Here is a 17,447-nt window from a genome sequence, read left to right as displayed (position 1 = left end):
CGCACCGGCCAGCAGGATCGGCACGATGACCGCGCCCGCGTAGAAGGCGAGCACGTGCTGGACGCCGTAGACGGCGAGCTTGCCGGCGGGGAGGACCTCGTCGACGGGGTGGGGCCGGCGGCCCTCGTGCCCGCGTCGGGACCAGGACGTCGGTGTTCGGGTTCGGGCGGTAGCGCGCACGGTCACCTCTTGGGGGGTGGGGTGGGATCGCCGCCCAGGGTGACCCACGCCACGGCCGCCGGGGCAGGCACCGCGCGCACGAAGGGAACGGACGGGCCCCGCGCGCTTTTGTGCGATCCGACAGAGCCCGGTGATCGGTCCCGTCCCATCCCGGGGATGGGCCCCCTCGCCACGACCGCGCCCGCCTCGTCGGCGATGCGGCCCGCCGGCCTCGCCTGCCGGGCCACGGTCGCGTCCTGACGTCGACGCGGCCGCCGGTCTCGATCGGGCAAAGTCTCGGCGATCCCGGACGCGGGTCGCCCGATGCGGTGCGATCGTTGTCCGACGCAACCCGAGCGCCCCTCCGGCCGTCCTCTCCTCAGGTGCCGGCAGTGTCCCGGTCGGCACCCACCGGGCGGGGGCCCGGTGTCGGGGAGGGAGAGAGATGAGCATGACCAGCATGAACACGAGAGCGCGGCTCGGCGCCGTGGCCGTCGCCACCGTCGGGGTCCTGGCGGCCGGCTGTTCCGGCGGTGGCACGGACGAGGTCAACGGCGGGGTCCCGCTGTCGAGCACGACTGCGGCCGCGACGCCCACGACGACCGCCGCGCCGACGGGCGAACCGGTCGCCACGGCGCCGGCCTCCGCCGGCGACGCGCTGAACCCGCCGAACTGCGCCACGCGCAACCTGAGGATCACCCTCACCGACCGCGACGCAGGCGCCGGCTCGGTGTACTCGACGATCAGCTTCCTGAACGTCGGCCCGGGCACGTGCCAGCTCCGGGGCTTCCCGGGCGTCTCGTACGTAACCGGCGACGACGGCCGACAGGTCGGCGCGGCTGCCGAGATGAGCGGGCCGCGCGGGGACCAGGTCCGGCTCGGGCCGGGTGCTGCCGCGGGGGCGGCGCTGCAGATGCCCCAGGCCGCGAACTTCGACGCCGCGGCCTGCCGGCCGACGCCCGTCCGCGGCCTGCGGGTCTACCCGCCGGGGGAAACGGCCTCGGCCTTCGTCCCGCTGGAGACCACCGGCTGCGCAGGCACCACGCCCTCCGCGCAGCTGTTGATCCAGACGATGAAGGCCTAGGTGCCGGAGCAGCTGATGGCCGAGGAGGTGTGCCCGTGCGGCTGCTACAGCCGCCCTGGCGGTGCTCGGCCCAGGCCTCGGCCTCCAAGATCGCGGCCGTCACCTCCACGTCCCGGTACCGACCGCGGGCCTTCAGGACGAACCGCTGCGCAGGCGTAGAAGGCGCCGGGCGGTGAACGCGAGCTGCTCACGCAGCGGCGACCGGATGTGTCCCTGGCGGACCAGCTCACTCCCGTGCCGGTTCAGGAATCGCCAGTTGTTCCGCACCGTCGACCATTGCGCAGCCAGATTTCGGGGCTGTCCCCCGGGATAGCGGAGGGATTCCCAGAAATAGGTGTCGCCGGTGAGGAGGCAGCGGTGACCGAGTTGCTCAGCCCGCAGAAAGAAGTCCGTCTCCTCACGGTAGGCGTTGCCGGTGTAACCCGTGTCGAACTGCAGGTCGTCGAACACCGTGCGCCGGACGAGCGATGGCGCCGGGATCAGCGGGGTGCGAACCGGCGCCTCGGGAAAACCGGCGATCTCGTCCAGGCCGTTGGGGCCTGCCCGCGTCGACCGGGCCGCTGCGAGGACCGTCTCGAGGTCTTCGTCGCGCCCGGCGTGCACGATCGGTGCGCCGACGATCTCCACATCGTGACGGTGCGCCGCGGTGCGCAGCACCTGGGCGTATTCGGGTGGGAAGCGGCAGTCGTCCTCGACGAACAGCACCCACATGGTGCGGGCAGCGGCCGCGCCGGTGTTGCGCGCGGCCGGGGAGCCATAGTTCTCACGGTGCCGCAGCGGTCGCAGTCGCGGGTCGGGCCGGCTGGTCAACCACTCCCACGTGCCGTCGCTCGACCCGTCGTCGACGACGAGCACCTCCTCGACATCCGCGATCGTCAGAATGTTGCCGAGGTTCGCGCGCAAGGCAGCCAGGCGGTTGAACGTCGGAAGCACGGCGGCGATCGTCACGGGCTGCGAGTTCCCTCGCGGCCGCGGTTCATTCGCGCGCTCGAGGGAACTTCCCAGCGGTGCTGAACGTGCTCCAGGTGGTTGACTCGCTGGGTCCGGGCGGTGCCGAGCGGCACGTGGTGGACCTGGCGGTGGCGCTGCGCCGCCGTGGGCACGCCGTGGCGTTGGCGTGCTCGGTCGGCGGCCCGCTGGCGCGCGAGCTCGCCGCCGCCGATGTTGCGGTGCATCAGCTCATGCCGGCACTGGTGAAGCGTCGGGCCTGCCCGGAGTTCGCCGCCCGGCTGCGTCCGCTGGTGCACGCCGGGCATTTCGACGTCGTACATGCCCACATCCACGCCTCCGCTGTGGCCGCCGCCCGGGCGACGGAGGGGACACCTGCCGTGCTCGTGCTGACCGAGCACACCGAGGCGCCGTGGCGCGGACCGCTCGACCGCTGGTTCGCCGCGTCCAGTTACCGGCGGGCGGACGCGTTGCTGGCGGTATCGACCGCCGTGGCCCGGATGCTGCGCGAGGTTCTCGACGTCCCGCCCACGCGGGTCCGGGTGGTTCCGCCGGCGATCACGCCGGCGCAGGTCCCGCCGACTCGCCGCCCCGAGCGCTGGCTGGGCCGGCCGTTGGTCGGCAGAGTGTGTCGGCTGCAGCCGGAGAAGGGCGTGGAGGTCTTCCTGCGGGCGGCGGCGCTGGTGCGGAGGCATGTACCGGATGTGCAGTTCGTCGTGGCCGGCGAGGGGCCGATGGCCGGTCAGCTGCGGGTGCTTTCCGAGGACCTGCACCTCCGGGGGGCGCTGGAGTTCCTCGGCCACCGCCACGACGCGCGAGCTTTGATCGGCACGCTTGAGGTGATGGCCCTGAGCTCGCTTTCGGAGGGCAGCCCGCTGGTGGTCCCCGAGGCACTGGCCGCCGGCGTGCCCGTCGTGTGCAGCGCCGTGGGCGGGGTGCCCGATCAGTTCCGCGACGGCGTGGAGGGCCTGCTCGTGTCACCGGACCATCCGGCCGATCTCGCGGCGGCCGTGATGCGGGTGTTGCTCGAGCCGGATCTCGCTGCTCGGTTACGACGCGGCGCGCTGCATCGAGCGAGCGCGTGGCCGCATGAGCGGATGGTGGACGAGGTCGAAGAGGTCTACACACGCGCGGTTGCGCGGGCCGCGGTGACCCGGGTGAGTGCGCGCGCATGAACCCCTACCTGGTGACGACCACGGGCGCCGGCAGCATCGACCGCCGCGGTCAGGAACTCGCCCGCCGACTTCCGGTGCCGACCGTGGAGATCAGTCCCTGCCGTACCAGCGCAGGGTGGTTCGGGGTCGACAGCGTGTCCGTCGGCGCGATCCGCGGCGCGGTAGGAGACCGCCTGCTGCTGCGCGCCCTCCGCGCGCGAGACGGCATCCCTCACTTCGCCCACCACCACTTCGCCCGGTACGGCCCGCGGCTGCGCCGCCCGTTCGTCGTCACCGTGCACGATTTGATCCGATACAACGACCTCACAGCGCTGGTGCCGCTGATCAATGCACCGACCCGGCGGGACCGGCGGTGGATCGCGGCCGAGGCCGAGGGGGTGCGGCGAGCGGCCGCGGTCGTCGCCGTCTCGCAGACCACCCGGCGGGACCTGATCGAGCGGCTGCAGCTCGATCCAGCACGAGTCGCGGTGGTGTATCACGGCCTCGACCACGCCCTGTTCCGTCCGGTGACTCACCGACTCTCCGGCGCCCCGTATGTGCTGTTCGTCGGATCGGAGCACCCGCGAAAGAACCTCGGGACCCTGCTGCGGGCCTTCGTACTGCTGCGGCGGCGCCGGCCGCATCTGCGACTGGTGAAGGTGGGACTCGCCGGAGGCTCGGAGGCCCGGTTCGGCGCCGCTTTGACCCGCTGGATTCAGGACCTCGGGCTCGCGGACGTTGTCGACGCGGTCGGTGAGGTTTGCGACGACGACCTGGTGGCGTGGTACTCGGGCGCGGTGTGCCTGGTGCTGCCCTCGCGGGCGGAAGGTTTCGGGCTGCCCCCGTTGGAGGCGATGGCATGCGGGTGCCCGGTGGTCGTGTCGACGGCCGGCGCACTCCCCGAGATCGTCGCGGGCGCCGGCCCCTGTATCGAGCCTTACGACATCGCGGGCTGGGCCGACGCGATCGCTGCGGTCCTCGACGACGCCGGCCTTCGCGCACGGATGCGCGAGGCCGGGCTGCGGCGGGCGGCCGAGTTCAGCTGGGAGCGGGCCGCGGCCGGCACGGTGCGCGTCTACGAGCGGCTTGCCGACGAGCGCGTGGGGTCATCGGGATGAGCTCGGCATGCACCGTCCGCGGCCGCCGCCGTGACCACGACCCGCCCCCGGCCCTGCCCAGATTCAGTCGACGTTGACAACAGGTCGGCCAGCCTGGTCAGGGAGATGAAACAGTATGCGGGTCATCCACGTCGCCCCGACACCGTTCGGTCGGGAGGGGCTGTTCGGCGGCGGCGAGCGTTATCCCCTGGAGCTGGCTCGCGCACTCGCCGCCGAGGTCGACTGCGAGTTGGTGACCTTCGGCGTGCGCCCGCGGGTGGTCGTGGACCCGAGTGGGCTGCGGGTGCGGATCCTGTGCACATGGACCCGCTTGTGGCACCACCCGGCGCATCCGGTGGCGCCGAGCCTGCCGGCCGCGCTGCGCGGCGCCGACATCGTGCACACCCACCACCTTCACAGCACGCCGAGCCGTGTCGCCGCCGTCACCGCGCGCCTGTCCGGGCAGTGGCTGGCGGTCACCGACCATGGGCTGGGCGGTGGAGACTGGGGCGGGCTGCTACCTCGACTGTTCCATCGATTCCTGGCCGTGTCGCAGCACTCGGCGCAGACGTTGCGCGCGCCCGCGCATCGGACGGCGGTGATCTACGGGGGCGCGGACCCGCACCGGTTTCATCCCGACGGCGCGGACGGGCGCGACGGGGTGCTCTACGTCGGCCGCCTGACCCCGCACAAGGGCATCGACCGGCTCATCCGGGCGCTGCCTGTCGGCGCCCGGTTGACCTGCGCGGGCACGGCAGGCCACGACCCGCGCCCCCCGGCGAACGGTTACCTGCCGCTGCTGCGCAGGCTCGCGGACGGGCGACAAGTGACCTTCCCGGGCGAGATTCCCGATGATCAGCTGCCGCTGCTCTACCGGCGCGCCCAGGTGCTGGTGCTGCCCTCGGTGCATCAGACGTGCTACGGACGCCAGGTCGCGCTCCCCGAGTTGCTCGGCCTCTGTGTGCTCGAGGCGATGGCCAGCGGCACACCCGTGGTGTGCAGCCGCCTGGGTGGGCTCCCGGAAGTGGTCCGAGATGGCGAGACGGGGTTCCTGGTGACACCCGGGGACGTGGACGAACTCCGCGATCGGCTGGCCACCGTGCTGGGGAGCCCGGGGCTTGCCGCCCGGATGGGGCGCGCCGCTCGCGAGGTGGCGCTGGAACGCTTCACCTGGCAGGCGTGCGCCGCGCGCTGCCTCGCAGCCTACGAGGAGCTGTCGGGCTGACCCAACGGTCTTCGGTCAGGACACCGATGCCGGTGAGGCCATCGAGCAGGTCATCTCCGCGTACGAGCCGAGCTACCCGGTCCGATCCGACAGTCCCTCTGGCACATGCACCTCCATGCTCATGCCGACGCTTCGAGGGTCCTCATAGCCGGACAGCTGAGCACCTTCCTCGCTTGGTTCCTGCGATCGAAAAGCGGCACGCCCGATATTTTCCCGGACATTCGCATCGACTATTTCGCGGCTGTATACAGCGAGACGGATGTTCTCGATGCAGCGCTCGGCTTCTACCATGCGTTGGCTGAGTCCATCGACGCCGTTCGGGCAATAGTGGCGGCGTCGAGCTTCGACCGGGAGGTGCTCGTGGTCAGCGGTGAGACCGGTCGCGGCCAGCAGATGATCGGAGGTCGCGGCACTCTGGCCGAACGTGGACGGTCGCGTGCTGGCTGGACGCGGACATTACCTCCCGGAGGAGGCACCCGCCACAATCGCCGGCCTCATCCGATCGTTGGTTACCGGGGCTGATCGAGCCGACCCGGCTCAGGGCCACTCGGACCGACGGAGCTTCGGTCCCGGCCCGATAAGCCGAGCCTGCCGTAGTCGGGTCGAAATTTGTCTAGCGGAATTCACGCGACAATGACTCGTTCACCGTCCTGACTTGGCCAGGTTCCAGCAACTCATGACCATCGCGGCGACGGCGAACCGTCCAGCGCAGGACGTTCGCGTGCGGGTCCCGGGCGAGCACCAGCATCACGACGCCCGCGGCCAGCAACAACAACACGCAGATGACGGTGATGACCCACCCCAGTATCAACATTCGTCCTCCCGGAGCACGACTGTCGGGACGTGGCCACGGCTGCGGATGTCCGGTCCTCGCCTCAGCGCCTGCGCCAGGACCCCGAGCTGGTCGCCACGCCGACGAGTGTGGCCCCTCTCCGTCGGGGTGGCCAGGTTCGGTCGCCGCTGGAAGTATTCGAGGCGCGCTGCCTCGGGTGATCACTGCCGGCAAAGGGAGCGGTTCTCCCTTCTCGACAGCCCCGACGAGCCCGCCACCCGCAGGTGCTCCCGGTCGGGTTCGGCGAGCATCACGGCGCAGTACTCGAAGCCGATCAGCGCGCAGGCCTGCTCGGCGACCGTGGCCAGGACCCCGTCCAACGGTTCCGCGGCGTTGACGGCCCGCGCGATCTCGCCCACCACGCTCATCCACGAGCGCAGTGTCGACGGCACCTCCGGTGCACCCACCCGAGCACTGTGACCGGCCAGGGGTCGGACCGGCAAGACCCTCCGGTCGTCAGGGGTGGTGTTCGGCCCGGTGCGCAACGAGCGCGTCGAGCCCGAAGTCGGTCTCGGGATCGCGCCACACGGAGTGCGCGTGGTTGGCGCCGCGGGCGGTGTCGTCCCACTCGAGGAGGAGCCGCGGCGCCTGCAGGCGGTAGTAGTGGGGTTGGCCGGGCTCGGTCGATCCGGCCCACGCGAAGTGGACCGCGTCCTCGTCCAGGGGCGGCGCGAGGCCGGCGGGCACGCGGTCGCGGTACGCGGAGAGCAGAACGCGCAGGATCTCGCGCTGGTCGGCGTCGAGAGCGGTGGCGGGAACACCCTTCGGCTCGTCCGTGATCGCCAGGTGCCGGTGGTCGGCGGCGTCCAGGCCCGAGGCCTCCTCCGCCTTGCGGCTCATCGTTGTGACGCGGTCCCACAGCCGCTGCTCGGTGAAGTGCCCGCGCCAGATGTCGGGCAGCAGGATCATCTCGTCGCCGTGGGAGATGCGGGAGCGGTTGCCGCCGACGATGTCGCTGGGAGCGCGGTCGAGCAGGACCGCGCGGGCGGCCGCGGCGGGCGCCAGTGATCGCACGAGGTCCCTGGCGAGGTCCTCCACCCGGCCGAGGGGCCGCAGCGCCCCGTCACCCACCAGCGGGGACGACGCGGGGTCCGCCCCGAGGAAGCACGGCGTGGTGGAACGGACGGCCCCGTCGACGACGAGCATGTTGAGCGAGACGTGGTGGCCGCCGAACCGCCACCCCCACACCCCGACCGGCCCCGGCTCACCGAAGACCCGCAGGTAGTAGAGCCCGGGGTCGCGGCCCCGCTCGCGGCCCCAGTCGACTGCGAAGTCCTCGACGTGGTCGAGCACGTTCTCCAGGCCCATGATCGCGGCGACCGTCACGTAGCCCGCGGTGGACGTCCCCGCGGCCACGAGCTGCATCACCAGGCTCTGCTGGGCGGGGCGCTGGACGCCGACGGGCAGGCCGCCGTGGTCGGTGGGCGTGTAGTACCAGTGCAGCCGCTCGGCCTCGGTCTCCTCGTCGGCCCCGGGGGCCGCCCAGTGGGCGAGCGCCCGCTGGGCGGGGTCGAGCGCGTCCAGCCAGGCCTGCGCTGCGGCCGCCATGCGCTCCGCGACGGCGACCGGCGCCGGAGCAGTGAGCTGGTCCGTCATGGGGTGGTCCTCTCTGCCGCGGCGAGCGCCTGCCGGATGGCGGCGCGGAGCAGTGCCGGTTCGTGGGCCGGATCCATCGAGGCGATCAGCGCCAGGCCCGCGCGCGAGAGGTGGCGGGCAAGCAGCATCGAGGTGGCGGCCGTGTTGCGCTCCCGGCACAGCCGGGCGAGTTCCGCGTGCTCGCGGGCCCCGAGCGTCCAGCCGCTGCCTTCCCTGCTCACGTAGATCTTGCGGTAGCGCCGGGTGTGCTCGGCCCACTGGGTCATCGACCGCAGCATGCGCTCCCCGACGTGCGCCACGAGGCGCATGTGGAAGCGGTGGTGCTGGTCCTCCCACGCGTCGAAGCCCCGCGCCTCGGCATTGGCGACCGCGTCGACCAGGCGGTCGAGCTCGTCGAGGCCGGCGGCGGTGAACCGGGGGACGCTCAGCCCGAGGGCCAGCGTCTCGTTCGACACCCGCATTGCGTAGAGGTGCTCGACCTCGTCCACGGACAGGTCCGTGACCCGGGCCCGCTGGTTGACCTCCACCTCGATCAGGCCCTCGCGCTGCAGCAGCCGGAAGGCCTCGCGCACGGGCCCGCGGCTGACCCTGTGGTCCTTCGCGATCCGCGCCTGCGACAGGCCCGCACCCGCCGGCACGTCGCCGGACAGGATGCGGCCGCGCAGGTCGGCGTGGATCACGTCGGTGGCGTCGCGGGCGCCCGGGACGACCAGCCCGCCGGTGACCGCGTTCTCCTGCACCTGGTGGATGCTCCCCGACGTCGTCACCGGCGTCACCGTCCCGGGCCGTGCAGCCCGAAGATCAGGCGCGGATCACCGGGCCGGAAGGTGCCGCCGAACTGCGAGCTGTCGCCGATCTCCCGGTTGCGCTCGAGCAGCTGCGACCCGAGCGCGAGCTGCGAGTCCTCCCAGGCGGTGAGCGCCTTCGACACGTCCCCGCCCGCGGCCTCGAGCTCCGCGGCGAGGACCCAGCCGTCCTCCGCCGCCTTCGCCGTGCCGGCCGCGGCGTGCGGGCGGACCGCGAAGGCGGCGTCGCCGAGCAGGCAGGCCCGGCCGAACACCATGCGCGGCACCTCGATGTCGAACACCGCCTGGACGAACGGCTCCCGGATGCGGCCGGCGATCTCCGCGATCGGCGGTGCCACGAGCGCGGCGGCGGAGCTCCGCAGCTCGTCGACGCGCTCGTCGCGCACCGAACCCGGCGGCAACGACACCGATCGGGGTTGCCCGTCGCGGTCGGTGAGGAACGCGGCCAGGTCGGGCTCCGCGACGTTGCGGTACCAGACCATGTTGATCAGCCGGTCACCCACGTCGATCGCCCCGTCGGGCCCGGGGATCGGGTAGGCGAGGATGTGGCTGCCGGGCAGGACCTGGTAGGTCAGCGCGTCGTGCAGGGCGGCGAACGTGGCCCCGTCGAGCTCGCGCTCGGGCACGGTGCCGCGCCACGCGACGTAGCCGGCGTAGCGCGGCGCCACGTCGGGGAGCAGCGTCGACCGGGCGTGCGAGCCGATGCCGTCGGCGCAGACCAGCAGATCGGCGTGCACCTCGTCGCCGTCGGCGAAGCGCACGCTCACGCCGTCTTCCTCGTCGGCGAACGACGTCATGTCGCGGCTCAGCCGGTAGTGCTCGGTGCCGAAGGCATCGAGGAGGGTGCCGTAGATGGTGTTCCACGACGAGAAGCGGTACCGGTGGCGCTGCTCGTGGCCCACCGAGCCGTCCCGGTCGAGGAAGCGGATCCACTCGGTGCTCGAGGTGATCTGCTCGACCGGGAGGCCCAGCCGCTCGACCGGGTAGCGCACGGTCTCGGGCAGGACCGCGATGCCGGCCCCGCGGGCCTGCAGCGTCGCCCGCGACCGCTCGAAGACCGTGACGTCGCAGCCGATGTCGCGCAGCAGCAGCGCAGCGGTGAGGCCTCCGAGGGAACCGCCGACTACCGCGACCGACGGCATGCCGCCGCGCCGGCTGCTCAAGGGCGGCCGAAGGTCGCGATCGAGTCGACCTCGAGCTCGAACAGGACACGGCGCTCGTCACGACCCGGGTCGCGCAGCGCGTAGGGACCGGGGTTGCCCGTGTACTTGGTCCAGATCCGGTCGAGCTGGGCCGTGACGCGCGGACCCTCCTCCGGGTCGTCCTCGGAGACCTCGCGGACGACCGTGGCCTTGATGCTGATCCAGTGGTAGGCGTTGGCCGGGTTCATCAGCAGGAAGGTGGCCTGCGGCGCCTTGCGCAGCCAGTCCACCTTCTTGCGGTGCGTCGCCAGGTTGAGTAGCACCGTGTCGCCCTCGTAGTCGAACCAGACCGGCGTCAGGTTCGACCGCCCCGTCGTACCGGTGACCGACACGACGGCCGTGACCGGCTCGTCGATCAGCTGCTTGTAGATCGGGTCGAGGTCGCCCAGGCTGGTGACCGAGGCGTGGTCCCCGACCTCGAACTGGCCGGGCTGAGTCCCGTCCGCGACGTCCCGGAACTTCGCGACCGTGATCGCCATCCTTAGCTCCCTCACATCGATGTGCGGCTACTGCAGACAGTTCGGCACGAAACTATCGATCGGCCCTCGGCCTGTCCAGATCATGAGCTGTTTCGATGCCGTCGCTACTGTGACTCCCATCGTGGAAGTGTCGACAGATCGGAGGTGGGGAGTGGGCGGTCCGACCACGTCCCGGGCGTTGGCCGACGCACTCGCCGAGGGCCTGCGCGACGCGGGCGCCGAGCGGATCTTCGGCGTGCCCGGGGGCGGCCCCAACCTCGACATGATCGGTGCCGCCGCCGAGCGTGGGATCGACTTCGTCCTCACCCACGGCGAGACGGCCGCGTGCATCGCCGCCTCGACCTACGGCCGGCTGACCGGTACGCCCGGAGTGGCCGTGGTGACCCGCGGGCCTGGCCTGACCAGCGCCGCCAACGGGCTCGCGCAGGCGACGCTCGACCGGGCCCCGCTGCTCCTGATCAGCGACACCGTCACCGCGGCGTCGGCGGACCGCACCGCGCACCAGCGGCTGGACCAGGTCGGCGCGGCCGCACCGCTGACGAAGTGGAGCGGCACCCTCGGCCACACGGACCCGAAGGACGTCGTCACGGCGGCCGCCCGGCTGGCGCTCGAGGCCCCGGCCGGCGCGGTGCACCTGGCCTTCGACCCGACGACCCCCGGCGATGCCCCTCCCGCACCGTCACCCCGCTCCACCGTCGACCGGCAGGACCTCGCGACCGCGCGCAAGCTGGTGACCGCATCGCGGCACCCGGTCGTGATCGTCGGGGTGGACGCGGCCCGCGGGGGTGCCGCCGTCCGCGAGGCCCTCGCCGGCCTCGACTGCCCCGTCCTGGCCACCTACGAGGCGAAGGGGGTGGTGCCGGAGTCCTGGCCAACCTTCGCGGGGCTCTTCACGGGTGCGGCGCTGGAACGGCCGCTGCTCGAGCGGGCCGACCTCGTCCTCGGTGTCGGGCTGGACCCCGTCGAGCCGATGCCGGGCCCCTGGCCGGGTGACGCCGCGGTCGTCCTCGTGCATACGCACCCGGTCGAGACCGGCTACTTCGGCGACCCGCTGCTGCTCGTCGGCCCCTACGCGACGCTGCTGCCCGCCCTCGTCGGGGCAGCCGCGCCGGACTGGCCGTCCGGAGCCGGGAGCACCGCGAACGCGGCCACCCTCCCCCGCCTCGGCGAGCACCCCGCGACCCCTAACGGCGCCCTGACCCCGCTCGACGTGGTCCGGACCGCCCGAGGCTCGCTCGGCGACGCCCTGCTCACCGTCGACGCCGGCGCGCACATGCTCGTCACGATGCCGGTGTGGGCGACGAACGGTCCCGACCCGGTACTGATCTCCAACGGCCTTGCCACCATGGGATTCGCACTCCCCGCGGCGATCGGGGCCGCGCTGGCCCGCCCGGGACGCCGGGTCGCCTGCCTCACCGGCGACGGCGGGCTGGGCATGGCCATGGCCGAGATCGAGACCCTCGCCCGTCTGGCGCTCGACGTCACGGTCGTGGTGTTCAACGACGCGGCGCTCACCCTCATCGCCCTGAAGCAGCGCGACGCGCAGGGCGGGGCCGCAGCCATCACCTACCGGGCGACGGACTTCGCGGCGGTCGCCGCCGCGATGGGAGTACCCGGAGTGGTCGTCGACGACATCAACGGGCTGCGCCGCGCTCTCGCCTCGTCGGCGGGAGGACCGCTCGTCGTGGACGCCAGGATCGACCCGGCCTCCTACCATCACGTGATCCGAACCATTCGCGGATAGCGTCCAAACCTTGCAGGAAGTGGCATCCCGGCAGCCCGGATCCCAGCGGCGGTCGTGCCGCGATGCGCGTGCGCGTCACCCAGCTCCGAACGCCTCGGTGGGCTCCTGCATCACCGCGTTCCAGTGCGCGACGACGTCGGTGCCGCACCGGACCTCCCGGGTGGCGGACCAGGCATCCCGGATGGTGTGGGAGTAACCGACGCAGTCGAAGGCGTGGCCGACGCCGTAGCCGCCGGTAAGTGCTGCGCTCCCGCGGCCCCGGCACCGGATCAGCATGTGGTCCTCGTCGACGCCCACGCTGACCTGCCCGAGCACGCGTCGGCCAGGCCTCGCGCAACGATCACGCGGCAGGCGTCGGCGATGCGGGTCCGCAGCGTCTCCAGGTCCTCCGTCAAGTCACACTCAGATCACGTGGCTCGCATGCGTCTCGGGGACGAACAGCTCGTCCGGGGTGAGTCTGCGCCGCGACCTCACCCATCCGCGCCTCGGTCAGCGCGTTCGCGCGCTCGAACGCTGTGTACAGGGAGCCCGCAATCCAGTGCCGGGCCTCATACACCTCTCGCCGGAGCACGACGGTGTGCATGATCGGGAAGATCCCGGTCTCGGCGGCGTAGCGCTCCTCCTCGGCCCGGCGTCGGCGAAGAGCCGCCGGATCTGCGTCCCGCCGGCCAGCATCGGCCGGGGCGTGCGGAGCGCGTACAGGGCGTCGATCTCGCCTGTGAGCAGCAGGTCGACGAGCGTGCGGTCCGATGGGATCGGCTCCACCTCGATACCCGCCGGGAGATCCAACGCCTGTTTCTCCACGCGGCCCGGCTCGTGCATCCCACCGGTTCGGTACGGCACCGCGTCGACGGGGAGCTCGTGCCGGTCGGCCAGGATCCCGCGGATCCACACGACCGCGGTGAGCTGATACTCGGGGACACCGACCGTGCGGCCGAGTAGGTCGGCGGGTTCGACCAGATCACTGTCGGTGCGCACGTACACGCCGTGGTGGCGGAACGCCCGCGCGGGGAAGACCGGGATCGCCACCAGGTCCGGGGCCGCCGCGCCGCCCACGTGCGTCACGTACGAGGAAAGCGACATCTCCGCGGCCTCGAACTCGCGGTGCCGCAGCATCCGGAAGAAGGTCTCCTCGATCGGCAGGCCAGGCAGGTGAGGTCCACGCCGTCGGGCCGCACCGTCTCGTCGGCGAGCGCCCTGGTCCGGTCCTAGGCGTGCGAGGTGCGGAAGCCGGCCATCCCGGTGTCCGGGTCGCCCAGCGCGACGCGAGGATTCGATGCTCCGCGAGGCGATCGGCGAGAGCCGTGGCCACTGTCCGGGTCCATGCGACCGCAGCAATGTCCATCCACGTAGGCCGACTCCGAGCATCTCCTCCGCGGGTGACGTGTCGAGGTCCTCGGTCGTCAGGAGCGCGGGTGCGCAGGCTGATGAGGTCGGCCTCGAACTCCGCGAGGATCGCGCGGGCGTCGGGCAGGTCAAGCGTCAGTTCGCCCAGCAACGTGTCGGGCGGCCGGGTGCGGGTACCCGCTCACGGTTCAGCAGCAGCCAGTTTCGAACAGCTTTCGGCGCCCTGGCTGAGGCTTCCGCCGCCAGGGGGAGTTATGCCATCTCTGCGGCGCCATCGAGCGACAGGAGGACGACATGCCCACCAGACGCCAGCTCAAGGGCCGCAAGATTGCCGCCCTGGCGGCCGACGGCTTCGAAAAGGTCGAGCTGGTCATTCCGTTGCGAGCGCTGAAACTGGCCGGCGCGAAGGTTGACGTCGTGTCCCTACGGCACGGACGTATCCGCGGGGTGAACCTGCACATGCCGGCCAGCCGGGTCGGCGTGGACAAGACGATCAGCGAAGCCGATCCTGGCGACTACGACGGCCTGCTGCTACCCGGCGGGTTCATCAATCCTGACCTGCTCCGGCAGTCCGCCCAGGCACGGGAATTCGTTCGCGCGTTCGCCGCGAGTGACAAGCCCATCGTCACCCTGTGCCATGGACCGTGGGTACTTGCATCGGCGGGACTCCTCAATGGACGGACGCTCACCTCCTGGCCCGGCATCCGAGACGATTTGGTGAACGCCGGTGCCACCTGGCTCGATCAGGAGATCGTCCGGGACGGGAACCTCACCACGAGCAGAGGGCCCCAAGACATGGCGGCCTTCGTCCCCGCAATGCTCGATGCCTTCGCCAAGACCTCACCCGAGCCGACGACGACAGCGCCGGGTCATGAGTCCGATCCGCAGCGCAGCGCACCCCCCAGCCTGGCCGTCGCTGCGCTGCGATGGTCGCCGAAGCCGTCAGCCACCGCCGTGGTGAGCATCGGCTTGGTCGCTGCCGCCCGGCGGGCTATGCGTGGCCCGGCTTCGCAAAGCTAGCCCCTGAAGTGATCCCGGTCAGCCGGACACGTTCGGGACGACACCTTTCGGCAGCAGGGCGAATAGTGCCGCACACGCTGCCGGAAGGCGCGCCTCGGGAGACCGCGAGGCTACCGACCTCGTATTGGCCGAACAGCCCCATCGCGGCCTGCCTGCGCTTCACACGCGCGGTCGCCTCGGCCTGCGAGACAGCGACTCGGTCAGACAGGTGGTTCGAAATGGTGACCATCCGCTGCAGGCGTTCGCTCCGGGATTGCTCCGGGCTGGAGATCGACAGAGCGCCGTCCCGTTCGGCGAGTACCACGAGACGTGCCCGGTGAAGGCGTGGAACCACTGGCAGCAGCAGGCCGGAATCATCACAAGCTGACCGGGCACTCGGCCCGCCGCGGCCTCGCCACCGAGGCCTCCGGAAGAGCCGCAAGATCAAGCAAATTGCAGATCAGGGCGGGTGGCGGCACACCTCCCCCGTCCTCCACGGCTACATCGAGTCCGTCGACAAGTGGACGGACAGCGTGCTGCACGGGATCGACCTGTAAGCGCCCCGGCCTGCTGGTCCTGGGAGCTGCCCCCGCTCCCGATAGCCCAACGGGCACCGTGCGTTGCTTGCCTGGCAGGACCACCAGTGCGCGCTCTGCGGGGTCAGGGTGACCGGCAAGCGCCTCGCGAATATGGCAGCAGCGAGCGTCGACGGCCAGCTGGCGTATCACGCGTGATACGGTCCCCTCATGGACGAGGTCACGATCCGCGATCTCCGCAACCACGGCGGGGAAGTGATGGACCGGGTCGAGCATGGCGAGACATTGACCGTGACCCGTTCCGGGGTGCCGGTCGGGGAGCTGCGGCCGCTGCCACGTCCTCGGCTCACGGCAAGCACGCTGCTGGCGCGGTGGCGCTCGGTCCCGGCGGTCGATACACAGGCCTTCCGCGTCGACGTGGACGCGGTGCTGGACCCGTCGCTGTGACCGCTGCAGTGGCGGGGCTGCTGGACACCAGCACGGTGATCAACCTCCCGCGTCTGACCGATGTGACGGCGTTGCCCGACGTGCCACTGATCTCGACCATCACGCTCGCGGAGTTGTCGGTGGGCCCGCTGGTGGCCACTTCGGAAGGGGAGCGTGCCGCCCGGCAGGCGGTCCTGCAGCAGGCCGAGGCGGACTTCGACCCGTTGCCCTTCGACGCCGCGGCAGCGCGGGCGTTCGGCAGGGTGGCCGCCGCGCTGCGGCGCAGCGGGCGCAAGCCCCAGGCGCGCGCGTACGACGCGATGATCGCCGCGGTGGCGATCGCCCGCGGCCTGCCCGTGCACACCGGCAATCCGGATGACTTCGCGGGCATCGATGGGCTGACGGTCGTTCCCGTCCCGGTTCCTGGATGATCCGTTCAACCAGCTCGGCCAGCGGGCCGGCACGCCCGCGTCTGGCCATTGCGTGCCACACGACGGCGCGGTACCGACTCACCGCGCGTCTGCCTAGTCGAGAACGATTTCCGGTAAGCCTTGTGACAGATCGCAGACGTGCTCGTACGGAAGCCCGAACTCGTATCCGACTTCGACAGGTAGCCGACGGCACCTGCGGCGTACGCCCGACGGATCGTGTCGCCCGCCACCGAGGATGTCAGGAACAGGACCCGGGAAACCGGGAGCGACGGCCAGGAGCCGACTGGTCGCGGCGATCCCGTCGATGCCGGGCACGGCCGCGTCCATTGCGATCACGTGCGGCGCCAGACGGTCGCTGCCTCGACGCACTCGGCGCAGTCGGCACACTGGCCCACCACGCTGAACTCGCCGACCGATTCGAGCAGCGAAGTCAGGCACGCACGGACGACAGCAGTGTCGTCGACCAGCAGCCTGGATCACCGCCGCGCCGCCGATGGTGGAGCCAAGGGGGCCTCCAGCCGCCGCGACGGTGCGACCCCCGACTGCCGTTCTGCGCGTCCTTGAACGTCTGCCATGGCGCGCAACTCGCCACAAATATCCGCTGCGTTAGTCATCATCTGACTAGTCGCGCTCGCTCGTGCACACTCCGCGTCCTCGGTCTGTCTGAACGCCACTACTACTTTGTCGGTTGTCAGCGCGGATAGCGTGGCTGCCGAGGCAGTCCGGCAGCCTCGACGTCTATCGGGCGCCCCCAAGAGATCCAGGGCGGACGGCAGCCCGCGGTCGAGGGCGGCCGGTCGAGCCGCATGATCATGTGGTCCTGGTGACCGGCTACCGGGCGCGAGGCTCAGTGCGTGAGCATCTCGTGGACGGCGATCTCGTCGTCGACGACGTCGCGTGGCTTGCCGATGGCCAGGGTGGCGCCGACGGCCAGCACCGCGACGAGGGCGAACACGTAGAACCCCCAGGGGTATCCGTGCGGGCCGGAGAGCAGCGCCCCGATGATGATCGGGCCGACGATCGCCCCGATCCGTCCGACGCCGGCCGTCCAGCCCAGCCCGGTGGCGCGGTTCGGCGCCGGGTAGACGCGTCCGACGTAGGCGAAGATCAGCGTCTGTGCGCTGAAGACGAACGCGCCCGTCAGGAACACCGCGATGTAGAGCGGCGCGGCGGGCAGCGGGATGCTCAGGGCGGCGAGGAACACCGCGCCGAGCCCGAACCAGGTCAGTGCGGCGGCGCGCGGCCCGAAGCGGTTCGCCATGTTTCCGGCTACGACCATTCCCGCGATGGCCCCGGCATTGAGGGTCAGCAGCAGGCCCAGTCCCTGCTGCAGCGGGTAACCGGCGGTGATCATCAGCTGAGGAAGCCAGGTGTTGAGGCCG

General features: G+C 71.5%; 20 protein-coding genes. 9 read left to right on the top strand and 11 right to left on the bottom strand.

Translation table 11 applies throughout. The features are described 5' to 3' along the window. A partial coding sequence (locus JWP64_RS24065; protein ID WP_297501349.1) for a hypothetical protein occupies window positions 1-186 on the bottom strand: 186 nt, incomplete at its 3' end. A gap of 418 nt (window positions 187-604) precedes the next feature. Between JWP64_RS24065 and JWP64_RS24060 the strand changes: the two genes are divergently transcribed. Further along, complete coding sequence (locus JWP64_RS24060; protein ID WP_297501346.1) at window positions 605-1,243, top strand: DUF4232 domain-containing protein; 639 nt, start codon at window positions 605-607, stop codon at window positions 1,241-1,243. Between the two features lie 132 nt (window positions 1,244-1,375). On the opposite strand, the gene JWP64_RS24055 is transcribed toward JWP64_RS24060, so the two are convergent. After that, complete coding sequence (locus JWP64_RS24055; protein WP_297501343.1) at window positions 1,376-2,191, bottom strand: glycosyltransferase; 816 nt, start codon at window positions 2,189-2,191, stop codon at window positions 1,376-1,378. 59 nt (window positions 2,192-2,250) lie between these two features. On the opposite strand from JWP64_RS24055, the gene JWP64_RS24050 reads away from it, so the two are divergent. From JWP64_RS24050 to JWP64_RS24035, 4 genes are all read left to right on the top strand, one after another. Next, window positions 2,251-3,366, top strand: a complete 1,116-nt coding sequence (locus JWP64_RS24050) for a glycosyltransferase family 4 protein (protein ID WP_366890499.1) — start codon at window positions 2,251-2,253, stop codon at window positions 3,364-3,366. Further along, window positions 3,363-4,463 (top strand): glycosyltransferase family 1 protein, encoded by a 1,101-nt coding sequence (locus JWP64_RS24045; RefSeq protein WP_297501337.1) that lies wholly within the window; start codon window positions 3,363-3,365, stop codon window positions 4,461-4,463. The genes JWP64_RS24050 and JWP64_RS24045 overlap by 4 nt, the downstream gene beginning before the upstream one ends. Window positions 4,464-4,578: 115 nt before the next feature. Beyond that, on the top strand, window positions 4,579-5,667 hold the full coding sequence (locus tag JWP64_RS24040) for a glycosyltransferase family 4 protein (RefSeq protein WP_297501334.1): 1,089 nt from the start codon (window positions 4,579-4,581) through the stop codon (window positions 5,665-5,667). Window positions 5,668-5,772: 105 nt separating this feature from the next. Continuing rightward, window positions 5,773-6,189 carry a hypothetical protein gene (locus JWP64_RS24035; RefSeq protein ID WP_297501331.1) on the top strand — a complete coding sequence of 139 codons (417 nt, stop codon included), beginning with the start codon at window positions 5,773-5,775 and terminating at the stop codon, window positions 6,187-6,189. A gap of 91 nt (window positions 6,190-6,280) precedes the next feature. Here the strand turns inward: JWP64_RS24035 and JWP64_RS24030 are convergent, their stop codons facing one another. The 6 genes from JWP64_RS24030 to JWP64_RS24005 all read right to left on the bottom strand — a co-directional run bounded on the left by JWP64_RS24030 (window position 6,281) and on the right by JWP64_RS24005 (window position 10,582). Then, window positions 6,281-6,481, bottom strand: a complete 201-nt coding sequence (locus JWP64_RS24030) for a hypothetical protein (protein ID WP_297501328.1) — start codon at window positions 6,479-6,481, stop codon at window positions 6,281-6,283. A 179-nt stretch (window positions 6,482-6,660) separates the two neighbouring features. Further along, window positions 6,661-6,906 (bottom strand): hypothetical protein, encoded by a 246-nt coding sequence (locus JWP64_RS24025; RefSeq protein ID WP_297501325.1) that lies wholly within the window; start codon window positions 6,904-6,906, stop codon window positions 6,661-6,663. 49 nt (window positions 6,907-6,955) lie between these two features. Continuing rightward, on the bottom strand, window positions 6,956-8,095 hold the full coding sequence (locus JWP64_RS24020; RefSeq protein ID WP_297501322.1) for a DUF3500 domain-containing protein: 1,140 nt from the start codon (window positions 8,093-8,095) through the stop codon (window positions 6,956-6,958). Then, complete coding sequence (locus tag JWP64_RS24015; protein ID WP_297501319.1) at window positions 8,092-8,862, bottom strand: GntR family transcriptional regulator; 771 nt, start codon at window positions 8,860-8,862, stop codon at window positions 8,092-8,094. Before JWP64_RS24015 ends, JWP64_RS24020 begins: the two co-directional genes overlap by 4 nt. Window positions 8,863-8,867: 5 nt before the next feature. Beyond that, a complete protein-coding gene (locus tag JWP64_RS24010) occupies window positions 8,868-10,064 on the bottom strand; it encodes an NAD-binding protein (RefSeq protein ID WP_297501316.1) in 1,197 nt (398 codons plus the stop codon). Further along, window positions 10,061-10,582 (bottom strand): pyridoxamine 5'-phosphate oxidase family protein, encoded by a 522-nt coding sequence (locus JWP64_RS24005; RefSeq protein ID WP_297501313.1) that lies wholly within the window; start codon window positions 10,580-10,582, stop codon window positions 10,061-10,063. The genes JWP64_RS24010 and JWP64_RS24005 overlap by 4 nt, the downstream gene beginning before the upstream one ends. A gap of 151 nt (window positions 10,583-10,733) precedes the next feature. On the opposite strand from JWP64_RS24005, the gene JWP64_RS24000 reads away from it, so the two are divergent. Beyond that, window positions 10,734-12,326: a thiamine pyrophosphate-binding protein gene (locus JWP64_RS24000; protein WP_297501310.1), complete on the top strand. Its 1,593-nt coding sequence runs from the start codon at window positions 10,734-10,736 to the stop codon at window positions 12,324-12,326. A 75-nt stretch (window positions 12,327-12,401) separates the two neighbouring features. Here JWP64_RS24000 and JWP64_RS23995 read toward each other — a convergent pair whose 3' ends face one another. After that, window positions 12,402-12,623 (bottom strand): hypothetical protein, encoded by a 222-nt coding sequence (locus tag JWP64_RS23995; RefSeq protein ID WP_297501307.1) that lies wholly within the window; start codon window positions 12,621-12,623, stop codon window positions 12,402-12,404. 192 nt (window positions 12,624-12,815) lie between these two features. Next, window positions 12,816-13,442, bottom strand: a complete 627-nt coding sequence (locus JWP64_RS23990; RefSeq protein ID WP_297501304.1) for a hypothetical protein — start codon at window positions 13,440-13,442, stop codon at window positions 12,816-12,818. A gap of 525 nt (window positions 13,443-13,967) precedes the next feature. Between JWP64_RS23990 and JWP64_RS23985 the strand changes: the two genes are divergently transcribed. The 3 genes from JWP64_RS23985 (at window position 13,968) to JWP64_RS23975 (ending at window position 16,065) form a co-directional block, all read left to right on the top strand. After that, on the top strand, window positions 13,968-14,693 hold the full coding sequence (locus tag JWP64_RS23985) for a type 1 glutamine amidotransferase domain-containing protein (RefSeq protein ID WP_297501301.1): 726 nt from the start codon (window positions 13,968-13,970) through the stop codon (window positions 14,691-14,693). A gap of 725 nt (window positions 14,694-15,418) precedes the next feature. Next, window positions 15,419-15,655, top strand: coding sequence for a type II toxin-antitoxin system prevent-host-death family antitoxin (locus tag JWP64_RS23980; protein WP_297501297.1), 237 nt, complete (start codon window positions 15,419-15,421; stop codon window positions 15,653-15,655). 8 nt (window positions 15,656-15,663) lie between these two features. Further along, entirely contained in the window at window positions 15,664-16,065 is a 402-nt protein-coding gene (locus JWP64_RS23975; RefSeq protein ID WP_297501294.1) for a type II toxin-antitoxin system VapC family toxin, read from the top strand. Window positions 16,066-16,912: 847 nt separating this feature from the next. Here the strand turns inward: JWP64_RS23975 and JWP64_RS23970 are convergent. After that, on the bottom strand, window positions 16,913-17,447 hold a 535-nt coding region (locus tag JWP64_RS23970), incomplete at its 5' end, for an MFS transporter (protein ID WP_297501292.1).

It is taken from the genome of Pseudonocardia sp., from assembly GCF_025465255.1.
In the GTDB taxonomy this organism is placed as follows: Bacteria; Actinomycetota; Actinomycetes; order Mycobacteriales; family Pseudonocardiaceae; genus Pseudonocardia.
Note: the sequence above shows the minus strand (reverse complement) of the source record. Positions and strands in the feature narration are given on the sequence as shown.